Annotated in this window: 14 protein-coding genes; 12 read left to right on the top strand and 2 right to left on the bottom strand. The window is 32.2% G+C overall.

Features of this window, described 5'->3' with window-relative positions:
- Positions 1-25: 25 nt before the first annotated feature.
- The 7 genes from KA893_RS14200 to KA893_RS04425 all read left to right on the top strand — a co-directional run bounded on the left by KA893_RS14200 (position 26) and on the right by KA893_RS04425 (position 4,269).
- Entirely contained in the window at positions 26-721 is a 696-nt protein-coding gene (locus tag KA893_RS14200; protein WP_232334898.1) for a helix-turn-helix transcriptional regulator, read from the top strand.
- Between the two features lie 142 nt (positions 722-863).
- On the top strand, positions 864-1,316 hold the full coding sequence (locus KA893_RS13930) for a hypothetical protein (RefSeq protein ID WP_002483996.1): 453 nt from the start codon (positions 864-866) through the stop codon (positions 1,314-1,316).
- Between the two features lie 18 nt (positions 1,317-1,334).
- Positions 1,335-1,472, top strand: a complete 138-nt coding sequence (locus KA893_RS13925; protein ID WP_228481208.1) for a hypothetical protein — start codon at positions 1,335-1,337, stop codon at positions 1,470-1,472.
- Positions 1,472-2,122: a hypothetical protein gene (locus tag KA893_RS13920; RefSeq protein ID WP_228481205.1), complete on the top strand. Its 651-nt coding sequence runs from the start codon at positions 1,472-1,474 to the stop codon at positions 2,120-2,122. The genes KA893_RS13925 and KA893_RS13920 overlap by 1 nt, the downstream gene beginning before the upstream one ends.
- Positions 2,123-2,293: 171 nt before the next feature.
- A complete protein-coding gene (locus KA893_RS04435; RefSeq protein WP_002483994.1) occupies positions 2,294-2,650 on the top strand; it encodes a transcriptional regulator, SarA/Rot family in 357 nt (118 codons plus the stop codon).
- Between the two features lie 394 nt (positions 2,651-3,044).
- The gene (locus KA893_RS04430; RefSeq protein ID WP_002483993.1) at positions 3,045-3,761 is read left to right on the top strand and encodes a YebC/PmpR family DNA-binding transcriptional regulator; all 717 of its coding nucleotides are present in this window, start codon (positions 3,045-3,047) and stop codon (positions 3,759-3,761) included.
- 1 nt (position 3,762) lies between these two features.
- Positions 3,763-4,269 (top strand): cupin domain-containing protein, encoded by a 507-nt coding sequence (locus tag KA893_RS04425; RefSeq protein WP_069825709.1) that lies wholly within the window; start codon positions 3,763-3,765, stop codon positions 4,267-4,269.
- Between the two features lie 206 nt (positions 4,270-4,475).
- Here KA893_RS04425 and KA893_RS04420 read toward each other — a convergent pair whose 3' ends face one another.
- Positions 4,476-5,588: a 5-methyltetrahydropteroyltriglutamate--homocysteine S-methyltransferase gene (locus KA893_RS04420; protein WP_011303699.1), complete on the bottom strand. Its 1,113-nt coding sequence runs from the start codon at positions 5,586-5,588 to the stop codon at positions 4,476-4,478.
- A gap of 213 nt (positions 5,589-5,801) precedes the next feature.
- Between KA893_RS04420 and KA893_RS04415 the strand changes: the two genes are divergently transcribed.
- The 5 genes from KA893_RS04415 to KA893_RS04395 all read left to right on the top strand — a co-directional run bounded on the left by KA893_RS04415 (position 5,802) and on the right by KA893_RS04395 (position 10,963).
- A complete protein-coding gene (locus KA893_RS04415; RefSeq protein ID WP_037538993.1) occupies positions 5,802-6,545 on the top strand; it encodes a ribonuclease FAU-1 family protein in 744 nt (247 codons plus the stop codon).
- A 358-nt stretch (positions 6,546-6,903) separates the two neighbouring features.
- On the top strand, positions 6,904-7,761 hold the full coding sequence (locus tag KA893_RS04410; protein ID WP_002483989.1) for a LysR family transcriptional regulator: 858 nt from the start codon (positions 6,904-6,906) through the stop codon (positions 7,759-7,761).
- Between the two features lie 103 nt (positions 7,762-7,864).
- Entirely contained in the window at positions 7,865-9,073 is a 1,209-nt protein-coding gene (locus KA893_RS04405) for a sugar efflux transporter (RefSeq protein ID WP_011303697.1), read from the top strand.
- A 6-nt stretch (positions 9,074-9,079) separates the two neighbouring features.
- On the top strand, positions 9,080-9,568 hold the full coding sequence (locus tag KA893_RS04400) for a DUF456 domain-containing protein (RefSeq protein WP_011303696.1): 489 nt from the start codon (positions 9,080-9,082) through the stop codon (positions 9,566-9,568).
- A 234-nt stretch (positions 9,569-9,802) separates the two neighbouring features.
- The gene (locus tag KA893_RS04395; protein WP_011303695.1) at positions 9,803-10,963 is read left to right on the top strand and encodes an MFS transporter; all 1,161 of its coding nucleotides are present in this window, start codon (positions 9,803-9,805) and stop codon (positions 10,961-10,963) included.
- Positions 10,964-11,056: 93 nt separating this feature from the next.
- On the opposite strand, the gene KA893_RS04390 is transcribed toward KA893_RS04395, so the two are convergent.
- Positions 11,057-11,740 carry a DUF1129 family protein gene (locus KA893_RS04390; RefSeq protein ID WP_115338652.1) on the bottom strand — a complete coding sequence of 228 codons (684 nt, stop codon included), beginning with the start codon at positions 11,738-11,740 and terminating at the stop codon, positions 11,057-11,059.
- Between the last annotated feature and the right edge of the window lie 38 nt (positions 11,741-11,778).

Raw genomic sequence — 11,778 nt, 5'->3', positions numbered from 1 at the left:
TAAGGACAAGTATCCTACTAAGCGCGTGACAGACGGTATATTATTATTATTTCCTTTAAAGGATGCCGTTGAAGTACAGCATTTTATAACAAATGTAGAAGTTGAAGAAGATTTACTTATCGTGAATAATACAGAAATATTTAGAATCAAAAGAAACGAAATGTCGTTATTATTATATATTTCTAGTGATTGGTTTCATGAGCGAGGGTATTCATTTTTTGAGTATCAATATACATCTAAGTTGATACGATCTTCGAGCAGATTATTTGAGGCTTTATTAAATTTAGCTAAGCATCATTTAGATCAAACACTGACAAATGAACTATATGAAACTTATATGTATAAAATCGTTGATATTATTGCGACAGAAGCTAAGATTGATGTTAATTATTTAAAACAACAAACAGATTATTCATTTTATGGTATTACAGGTGAAATGTTAGATTATGTAAATACACATTTACATAAAAGGCTAACATTGAAAGCAATTGCTAATAAAGTGTTTATATCGCAATCAAATATATCAAGCCAATTTTATAATACACTAGGCATGCGATTCAAAACTTATGTAGATACATTAAAATTACCAGTATCAATCGGCCCATTATTAGAAGGGAAACTTACGATTTCTGAAATTTCAGATGCATATGGTTTTAGTAGTTTTGCGAGTTATAGTAAAAAATTTAAACATTATTTTGGATATTCACCTAAAGAAAATTGACAACTTACAAAATCAGATAAAGTCTTTAATGTAGTAAACCAAAGATGATGAGCAAAACTTTGAGGAAACACAACAAATCATTGCTAAAAAATTACAGAAACTAAATGTCCAAAATAATTATATTTGTTTAGATATCAATGAAATGGCAGAATCGAACAACGATGCAATTGTCATTCAAATTCATTCTTTAGAAGAATTTCGTAATTTATTTGATAACCAAAGTATGCGCTACATCTTTGAAGGCACACAAAAAGTATTAGTTTATTGCATGATAGATGTTGAATCATTACGAGATGCTTTTACAACAGATGTGGATTGCGGTTTTATAAAATTTGTGTTGAATACGAATGTTAATATAGCATTTCAAATTCAAACAGATGAAGAAGTGAATATTTATATAGATGAGATCTATAGTCAATACAAATCATATGTACAATCACACCCTGAGTTGTTAGAAGATAGCATGCACTCGGTCAGCTACGTCTTTGATCTTTCAACGATGCCCCTTAAAGAAATATATCGCAATATCATTAAAATACAACTTTATAGAAAAAATGTGAAATTTGGTGTTGATATTACACATTTATTCAATTAGCCAGAAGTTTTTAAAAATATGGAGCCTCAATTGAAGCGCATTGGATTTGATTACTATTTTATTGATAATCATAAATTATCATCACCTTATCTTAATGAAGATTATGAAGAGTTACTTACCAAAGAAGTGTTTAAATTCAGTAATATAAAAAAATAATGAGTGAAATGCAGTTAGAAGAAAGAAAATATTATCTTTTAAATGTTCATAATAATTTTTTATTAAATGATGATCATATGGAGTTAATAGAAAGTCCGCCATTATTGATGAGTATGTTTAAGAAAGCGCGTGGAAACTTCTTTGGTGTCGGTATAGATTTAGTTAAACAAGAGGATAAGAAACATGCATTGTATTTATATGATAGAAATGGATTCCGTTCTATTCTAGGTAATATATATGAAAGATTAATGGGAAAGAGTAAATCTAGCGTGAAAGAATATGATTATTATACGGTAGCACATCACCCACACAAAATCACAATTTTTGTGGGTGACTGGCGTGTAGTTGAGAGTGAAAATGCTTTAGATCACGAAGAACAAAACATTCAAATTCATATCAACTTTAAGGATATGATGTTGCGACGTGCTTATGTTATTTTTTATGAAACTATAAGCAACGTGTACGGTAATATTAATTACGCGATTCCTGAGCACTTACGTAACCATTATCAATGGTCAAATGAATGTATTAAGAAAATAGATGAATATAATAAACCTGAATTCAGTGTGTTTGAGCATCATTTTGAAGAAGAAACTTTGACATTAAATTTAGATTATAATACAGTGCACATTATTGATATATATAAATGATCAACACATAATAAAATTTATAAAATGCAATATTGAAAAAGCGTTATGAAACTTAATTTATTATTGTTCGCAATTTTGACAAACCTATAATTACAAATGATAAGGACAAGCAATTACATTTTATGGATAATTATATTGTATTGCTTACTAGCATTTGGAGGTGTAACAACAATGAATGAAGAGAAAAAAGCGCAATTTTTAAATGTTTATAAAAAGTATAAACGTGTGATGCATTACGTTGAAGAAACCTATAAGTTAACAATGAATGATGTAGCTATCTTAGAGCTTATACGACATAACTGTAGGAACAAAAATATGCTAATGCAACCATTTTTAAAAATTGCAACAACGGAATTAGAGTTGAGTAGAACGAAGGTGCTTGCATCTATCCGTCGCTTAATCGATCAAGACAGAGTAAGTAAAATACGTTCAACAGAAGATGAACGTAAAGTCTACTTATTTATGAATGACGACAACGCAGAAAAATATGAGACTCTTCTTGATGATATTGAAGCATATGTAAAATAATCATTCATTATTAACACGAAATTTTTATGTGAAAATAGAATATAAATATAACGACGAGCCTGAGACATAAATAGATGTCTTGGGCTCGTTTTCAATTAGGGAGTAGATGGCTATATTCAAAATGCAATGTTCTCACTTGTTTAAAGAAAAGATGTTTATATTTTTATAGAATAGCGTCGTCTTTATGCATAAGCTAAAACATAGATATGACACGTAAAAATGCTTGTGAGACATATGCGTGAGCGTTAGCCCAGGTAAACCCACGCCTGTTTTTTAGTATATAAGGTGAATAAACAAAATGGATGTTATGGGCTTACATCTATATTCTCTGTGGAAATTATTGTATAATATAACATGTTAATCAATGTAGTTATTGAGAAAGTGAGATGGAAATATGGGACGTAAATGGAATAATATTAAGGAAAAAAAGGCCCAAAAGGATAAAAATACAAGTAGAATTTATGCTAAATTTGGTAAAGAAATTTATGTGGCTGCTAAATCTGGAGAACCAGATCCTGAGTCAAACCAAGCATTGCGTCTAACTTTAGAACGCGCGAAGACATATTCAGTGCCTAACCATATTATTGAAAAAGCGATTGAAAAAGCAAAAGGTTCTGGTGAAGAGAACTACGACGAACTACGATACGAGGGATTCGGTCCAAGTGGTTCAATGATTATCGTAGATGCTTTGACTGATAATGTGAATAGAACAGCTTCTGATGTTCGTGCAGCTTTTGGTAAAAACGGTGGCAACATGGGTGTCTCTGGTTCGGTTGCGTATATGTTTGAATACACGGCAGTCTTTGGTATAGAAGATAAATCAGCGGATGATATATTGGAAGCATTAATGGAACAAGATATAGATGTGAGAGATGTTATAGATGAGAATGGATTAACGATTGTCTATGCTGAACCGGATCAATTCGCTCAGGTGCAAGATGCATTACGTGAAACAGGCGTTGATACATTTAAAGTAGCTGAATTTGAAATGTTACCACAAACAGATATTGAGTTATCAGCAGAAGACCAAGAAACATTTGAAACATTAGTAGAAGCGTTAGAAGATTTAGACGATGTACAAAATGTATTCCATAATGTGGATTTGAAGTAGTATGGAACAAACAGTACAACGTTGGATTTCACAATTAGCATTGCAACCGCATCCAGAAGGTGGCTATTATAAAGAAGTTATCAAAGGTAACCTTGATAAAGACATGGATAGAGCAGCTTACACAAGTATTTATTTTTTGTTAACTTATCATAATATTTCACATTTTCATCGTATCGATGCTGATGAAATTTGGTATCATCATGAGGGGGATTCACTCACAATTCACATGATTTCTCCGAATGGTCAATATGAAAAGGTGACATTAGGTAAGCATATTGAAGCGGGTGACGTATTACAATACGTCGTTCCTAAAGGTACGATTTTTGCATCTAGCGTAGAAGATGAAAATGCATATGCTTTGGTTGGCTGTATGTGTCAACCAGGCTTTGAATTTGAACATTTTGAGTTGCTTAGTAAAGAGTGGCTAAATAAACATTATCCAGAATTAACAGAGATAAATGAACGCTATGCTTTAACGGCAGATGAAATAGAAAAAAATAATAAATAAGTGAAAGAGTCTGGGACATAAATAGATGCCCCAGACTCTTTTTTGAATTAAGCAGTAGATGATTGAATTGAAAATGTAATGTCTCATTTATTTAAAGAAACGTAGCTTAATTTATGATATATCTAAGATCACATCGCCATAAAATGGGTTGTTTTAATATGCAATCTCTTCATTTATCATATTTGCGTAAGACAAGATATTTAAAATTACTTCGCAGTGCCAAAGACTTCATTTGCAATTTCGACAACGTAAGCTAATTTTTTCCATTGCGCGTCTTCAGTCAATTTATTTCCTTCTTCTGTAGAAGCAAAGCCACATTGAGGGCTTAAGCATATTTGATCTAAAGTAATGTATTTTTGTGCTTCTTCAATACGCTTAAGAATCGTTGCTTTATCTTCTAAGTCACCATTTTTTGATGTAAATAATCCTAACACTGCTGCAGATTTGTCTTTAGGGAAGAAACGTAAAGGTTCAAAGTCACCAGAACGTTCATCATCATATTCTAAGAAAAACCCACCAAGTTGTTCTTGGAATAAATAAGGTGCTACAGGTTCATAGCCACCTGAAATTGCCCAAGTAGATTGATAGTTACCACGGCAAATGTGTGTGGTAATGAGTAAATCTTCTGGTAAATCTTTAACAGCTTCATTGACAACTTGATAGGCAAGTTGACGTGCAGCTTCTTTTTCTTCTTCAGTTCGATCACGACCACGCGTCTTTTGTGTACCTGAAGTTAGGTTTGCCCAATAAACATCGTCTAATTGAATGTAACGTGCGCCTAATTCGTAAAATTTAAGTAGGCTATCATGATAGGCTTTTGCGACGTCATGCGCAAAGTCTTCGATATCTGGATAAATCTCTTCATTTAAAATATTAGGATGAAATAATTGATTAGGGCTTGGTATAGAGACTTTAGATGTAGCACGTCCATCTACTTTGTCATGTAAAAATTTGAAATGCTCAAAGTGAGGATGATCTGGATTGAATTGTACTTTGCTAATGATTTTAACATTGTGATTTCGTGTCTCTACACCTTCGAATTCTAAACCACGGTCTGAGGTATAACCTTCTACGCCATTTAAATTTTCTAGGAAATCGAAATGCCACCAACTTCTGCGAAACTCTCCATCAGTGATACTATGTAATCCAATTTCAAGTTGTTTTTCAATGATGTGCTCAATTTCCTCATCTTCAACTTGTTTCAATGCCTGTGCATCGATAATGTTGTTTTGGTAATCCTGGCGTGCTTGTTTTAAGCGTTCAGGACGTAATAAACTACCGACATGATCGGCTCTAAATGGTCTTTGAATAACTGCCATGGTTCTATCTCCTTTATTTATAGAATTTTCAGAAAAATATAGATAAAATTTAACAGAATTCATAAAGATTGTCAATTTCGCTTTTACGCTATGAAATATAGTACAATAATAATAATCAAATTTTCTGCAGTGCAAATTGAATGCTGACAATATAATTCATGAGATGACATAAAGAAGACAGTTTTATATAATAATGTTAAGGAGTTGGTGACAGTGAAAGTAAAATATATCGATAAGCGTCACTGGCGTCGCATCATTGATAGAGAATATACTGAGGTCAAGGTGAACAATAATAAGTTCAAAGGAATCATTGGTTTGGTCACAATGAATAAAGTACGAGAACCATTAGAGGTTTCAGTTGTAGGTCAAAATATTATTGTTGCTGATGATAACTATCAATGGTTACAAATCTTACCTGAGAAAAAGCGCTATAGTATTACAGTGATGATAGATGACAAGGGCAATCCGTTGGAATATTATTTTGATATAAATATAAAAAATGTTACACAAAAAGGTAATGCACGCACAATTGATTTATGTCTGGATGTACTTGTATTACCCAATGGCGAATATGAACTTGTAGACCAAGACGATTTAGAACGCGCTTTAGAGTCAGGGCAAATTACGAGAAAGCAGTATCACGAAGCTTATGTAATTGCACATCAATTAATGATTAAAATTGATGCAGATTTTCAATCGATGCAAGATAAGATTATGTATTGCTTTTATAAAATTAAACAAAAGGCAAAGCAACATAAGCAAGGTGTTACAAAAACGCAAGCACAGCATAAACCGAAAGATCATAAAGCTAAAACACACAAGCATAAGCCCTCGCACAAACAAGAAAAACACATCAAACAAGCGAAAAATGAAAGATCTGAAACAAAATCTCAGCATAAAAAAGGTACATTTGAACAATGGAGTCAGAAGTCTTCATCTATATCCAAAGAAAATTAGAAACTGATTAATATGCATAACAAACTTAATCGCTCATTATGCAGTATGTAATCCTTTGAAAAATAGTATAGGAGTCATTAAAAAAACGTGTTATAGTGAACCATACACATAGAATAAAAGACATTTGAAACATAACTTGAATGTCTTTTATTTATTTTAATTGCTGAACTATAGTGAAAGTAGCGAGGACGAACTGAAAAGGTGATTGTGGTTAGTATGAAATGAAATATTGAGATAAAACGTGCGTATTGAAGTATGAGTCAGTTTGTTTACAGGTTACATTATGGGCATAATGGAAAACATGTGTAATGAAATGGAAGCGGCTACAGAAACGTGCATAAAAAATAGGGGGATAATTATGAAGATAGACGATTATCGCTTGTTAACTACGCTTGATGAAACTAAAACACTTAGGAAAGCAGCAGAAATATTATATATTTCTCAACCTGCAGTCACGCAACGTCTAAAGGCCATTGAGAATGCTTTTGGCGTAAATGTATTTATTCGAACAAAGAAACAATTGATTACGACTACTGAAGGCGCAATGATTATTGAGCATGCTAGAGAAATGCTTAATAGAGAACGTCTATTCTTAGACAAAATGCAAGCGCATATTGGCGAAGTAAATGGTACGATATCGATTGGTTGTTCATCTTTAATTGGACAAACATTATTGCCAGAAGTTTTAAACTTATATACACGACAATTTCCAAACGTAGAAATTCAAGTTCAAGTAGGTTCAAGTGAACAGATAAAAGCAAATCATAGAGATTACCATGTCATGATTATTCGTGGTAATAAAATGATGAATTTAAGTAATACGCATCTTTTCAATGATGAACATTTCTTTATTCATCCCAAAAATCGCAATGATGAAGTAGATAAGATGCCATTTATTGAATTTCAAGCTGATCCAATTTATATTAATCAGATAAAAGAATGGTATGGTAGTCAAATAGGTCAAGATTATCATGCGATGATTACTGTTGACCAAGTTGCTACATGTAAAGAAATGTTATTGAATGGTGTAGGCGTTACGATTTTACCTGAAATTATGATGAAACATCTCGATCGAGAGCAATTTGAATTCCAACGTGTAAATATTGATGAAAAACCATTGATTCGTTCAACATTTTTAAGCTACGATGCGAGTATGAAGCAATTACCTCAAGTAGAATCATTTATCAATTTAATGATGGAATATGTTGAATCATAAACGACAAACCATCTCAACTTTCTTATAGTTAGAAATATTTCCATATTGGAATACTTACTTTCACACTGTTGAACATATTATTTATTGAATAGAGGTTGGCTATATGTTTAGTGCCTTATTACATATCAAGAATTACAAATTATTTGTAATTAATATGATGCTATTGGGAATGGGAATTGCGATTACCGTACCTTATTTAGTGTTATTTGCTACAAATGATTTAGGAATGACGTCCTCTCAATACGGGTTATTATTAGCTTTAGCAGCAATAAGTCAATTTATTGTAAATACAATTGTGGCACGATTTTCAGATACGCGAAATATAAATAGGAAATTGATTATTGTTGCTGCCCTGTTTATGGGGGCCGTAAGTTTTTCTATTTATTTTTATATTCATGAAATTTGGATTTTTATAGCGATGTATGCGATTTTTCAAGGGTGTTTTGCACCTGCAATGCCACAAATGTATGCCTCGGCAAGAGAATCAATTAATGCCTCCGCGTCTAAAAATAAAGCCAAATTTGCAAATGCTGTTTTGAGATCAATGTTTTCATTTGGATTTTTATTCGGTCCTTTAATAGGTGCTTTGCTATTAAGCGCAAATGGTTATTCTGGGCTGTTTGGGGGCACCATTACAATTATAATCTTCACTTTACTACTGCAAGTTTTCTTTTTTAAAGATATTAAAACGGAACACACTGTTTCCGATGTGAACCATGTAGAAGCAGCTGCACCAAATATGTTAAAAGATAAAGTATTATTAGTTCCATTTTTAGCGTTTATCTTATTGCATATTGGGCAATGGATGTATACGTTGAATATGCCATTGTTCGTTACAAACTATTTAAATGAACCTGAAGGGTTTGTCGGCGGTTTGGCAAGTTTATGTGCAGGATTAGAAGTACCATTTATGGTATTACTCGGTATTTTATCTGCTAAATTAACAACGCGCACACTATTAATATTAGGCGGCTTATTTGGTGGATTATTTTACTTTAGCATTGGGGTATTCGAAAGCCTTGTAATGATGTTTGTTGGCCAAGTATTCTTAGCCATATTTTTAGCAATTTTACTTGGGCTAGGTATTAGCTATTTCCAAGATATATTACCAGATTTTCCGGGTTATGCGTCGACATTATTTGCTAATGCGATGGTTATTGGTCAATTATGTGGGAATTTATTAGGTGGTATCATGAGTCAATGGGTTGGTTTAGGCAATGTATTTTATGTCTCAGCAGCTTCAATATTTGTTGGCATGATACTGATTTTCTTTACTAAAGATCAAAAATTTACAGAAGAAAGTATGGAGTAGATAATCATGACAGTAATTTTATGGCTATGTATTATAGCAGCATTTGTTTTAGCATTTATTGGATTAATTAAACCCATTATTCCTTCAGTATTAGTGTTATGGGTCGGTTTTTTAATTTATCAATTTGGTTTTCATAATGGCAACTTATCATGGGTATTTTATGTTTCTATGATATTATTCACGGTATTTATTCTTGTTGCTGATTTTATTATGAATAAATACTTTGTAAATAAATTTGGTGGTTCAAAGTTAAGTGAACTGGTTGCACTTGTCGGTGTCATCGTCGGTTGTTTTGTCTTTCCACCTTTTGGCATTATTATAGTTCCATTTGTTGCAGTGCTTGTTGTAGAAATGATTCAAGAGCCTAACTTAACTAAAGCGCTAAAAGCGAGCTTTGGTTCGGTCGTTGCCTTTTTAGCAAGCTCAGTAGCACAGGCAATCATTATGATTATTATGGTGATTTGGTTCTTTGTAGATGCCTTACTTATAAACTAAATCAGTATACCTTCGTGTTGATGGTTCATTTTTAAAATAACTTTTATAAGATGTTATTTTAGATTTGAATGATCAACATTTTTTATATGTGCGATTAATTTTAACTACACATATAATGTAAGCGGATTTATATAAAAAACAGTAAAAATTAAGCAATACCCTTGTTTTAAGCAATCGCATTTTAGTATAATCACAATCATGTTTAAAAAATACGTAACGGGAGGTAAGTCGAAAATGAAATATCCTATAGCGATATGGATGCTTGCAATTGGTGCGTTTGCAATTGGCATGACAGAGTTTGTTATTATGGGGTTATTGCCTAATATTGCACGAGATTTTGACGTGACGGTGAGTCAAGCAGGACAATTGATCACTGGTTATGCATTGGGTGTAGCAATCGGTGGACCTATCATAGTTATGTTGACAATAAAATGGAATAGAAAATATTTGTTGATTGTATTGATGGGAATATTTATTATAGGGAATCTTACAGCATCGTTTAGTCCTAATTATGGGTTTATGATGACAAGTCGAATTATTACCTCTTTAGCACATGGTTCGTTCTTTGGTATTGGTTCTATACTTGCGGCAAGTATGGTAAGACCTGAAAAGCGTGCGAGCGCAATGGCACTTATGTTTATGGGGTTAAGTATGAGTAATATATTAGGTGTACCTTTTGGTACATTAATTGGTCAAAACTTTGGTTGGCCTATGACGTTTATTATTATTTCGATTATTGGGGCACTTGCACTGATTGGCATCATCATTTTTGTTCCTATGCAACGTGAAACGATTAAGTCATCTGTCTTAAATGAATTACAAATTTTAAAAGAAAAGCGCTTGTGGCTAACGCTTGCAGTGACATTGTTTGGTTTTAGTAGTGTGTTTGCATACTTTACTTATATTTCTACTGTGCTCATAGATGTCTCCAATGTACAAGAAAACTTAATCTCTTATCTGTTAATTATATTTGGTATAGGGGTTACTCTTGGTAATGTCGTTGGTGGTAAGCTGGCAGATTGGAATTTAAATAAAGCTTTAAAAATCATTTTTATCGTCTTTATTCTATATTTCATCTTATTATACTTCGTTCAAATGAATAGTATTTTAATGGTAGCAGGCATCTTCTTCTTTGGTTTGATTGGCTTTAGTATGAGCCCGTCATTACAATTTAAGAGTACTTTAATCTCTCAAGATGCACCAACACTTGCAAGTACGTTGAATCAATCTGCATTTAATTTAGGTAATGCTTTAGGTGCCTTCATAGGAGGCGTCGTGGTTACGAATTTACCTATAGCATCATTAAGTTTAATAGCACCTATATTAACGGTTATTGGACTCATTTTCTTATTAGTGAGTATTCGTGTTGAGAAAAAAGAAGGACTAAATATTTAATATAGACATATTAAATAATAGATAAAAGTAGGGCGATGAAATCATATTTTAAATAAGATTTCGTTGTCCTACTTTTTTATCACTATGCACTGTTTATAAAGAAGTGTTGGCATCTTTATTGATAAAGTGATGATCGATATAGAGTGAAACTGGAATAACGATAAAAGAAATAATGATAAAGGTCCAATTACTAATTAAGAGATAAGGGCCTATCGCTAAAAAAGATTGTGGAACAAAAAATACATAGAAAGTTGCAAATAATAAAAGGATAATGCTGATATAAGTGCCAATCGATGTCCAATGTGATTTAGTAAAACATTGCATTTGCACAGTTTTAAATATTACCCAAATAAATAAGAAAATGATAATGAAACCGACAATTAACATAAGAGGGAAGGTATAAATATATAAACGTTTTGCGCCAATGAAAAATCCAATAAAACCTTTTAAAAAACAAAAAATACCTATAAATAATAAGATATGTTGAAATATATATTTGAATATATTAGTTATAGTTTCATTAGGTAACTTTTTGATTTCGTTTTTAGCATGCGCTTTAGGATCATGGTTAAAGAAATCCATTGCGAGGGTGCCTTCCTTTTCGGCCTGTAATAACTGATGTAAAATGCGATTTAACATTTTTTCAGATGCATGTGGATTTACGCTTAAATCAGCTCGTACATAAGTCATATAATTTTCAAACGTTTCTCTATCTGTATTATTTAATCTAAGTGATTTCACATTATTTTCACGCATTAATTTATCAGTGGATTTCATTTGAATTTCGCTACCTTTTTTTAGAATATATTTATAAG

The organism is Staphylococcus sp. GDY8P126P (genome assembly GCF_017891965.1).
GTDB classification, from domain to species: domain Bacteria; phylum Bacillota; class Bacilli; order Staphylococcales; family Staphylococcaceae; genus Staphylococcus; species Staphylococcus saprophyticus.
Note: the sequence above shows the minus strand (reverse complement) of the source record. Positions and strands in the feature narration are given on the sequence as shown.

What these genes read in the sequence shown, in the direction of transcription:
- KA893_RS13930 (WP_002483996.1), top strand. Translation starts at nt 864, where the DNA reads ATGGCAGAATCGAACAACGATGCAATTGTCATTCAAATTCATTCTTTA.
- KA893_RS13925 (WP_228481208.1), top strand. Translation starts at nt 1,335, where the DNA reads ATGGAGCCTCAATTGAAGCGCATTGGATTTGATTACTATTTTATTGAT.
- KA893_RS13920 (WP_228481205.1), top strand. Translation starts at nt 1,472, where the DNA reads ATGAGTGAAATGCAGTTAGAAGAAAGAAAATATTATCTTTTAAATGTT.
- KA893_RS04435 (WP_002483994.1), top strand. Translation starts at nt 2,294, where the DNA reads ATGAATGAAGAGAAAAAAGCGCAATTTTTAAATGTTTATAAAAAGTAT.
- KA893_RS04430 (WP_002483993.1), top strand. Translation starts at nt 3,045, where the DNA reads ATGGGACGTAAATGGAATAATATTAAGGAAAAAAAGGCCCAAAAGGAT.
- KA893_RS04425 (WP_069825709.1), top strand. Translation starts at nt 3,763, where the DNA reads ATGGAACAAACAGTACAACGTTGGATTTCACAATTAGCATTGCAACCG.
- KA893_RS04420 (WP_011303699.1), bottom strand. Translation starts at nt 5,588, where the DNA reads ATGGCAGTTATTCAAAGACCATTTAGAGCCGATCATGTCGGTAGTTTA.
- KA893_RS04410 (WP_002483989.1), top strand. Translation starts at nt 6,904, where the DNA reads ATGAAGATAGACGATTATCGCTTGTTAACTACGCTTGATGAAACTAAA.
- KA893_RS04405 (WP_011303697.1), top strand. Translation starts at nt 7,865, where the DNA reads ATGTTTAGTGCCTTATTACATATCAAGAATTACAAATTATTTGTAATT.
- KA893_RS04400 (WP_011303696.1), top strand. Translation starts at nt 9,080, where the DNA reads ATGACAGTAATTTTATGGCTATGTATTATAGCAGCATTTGTTTTAGCA.
- KA893_RS04395 (WP_011303695.1), top strand. Translation starts at nt 9,803, where the DNA reads ATGAAATATCCTATAGCGATATGGATGCTTGCAATTGGTGCGTTTGCA.
- KA893_RS04390 (WP_115338652.1), bottom strand. Translation starts at nt 11,740, where the DNA reads ATGAAATCCACTGATAAATTAATGCGTGAAAATAATGTGAAATCACTT.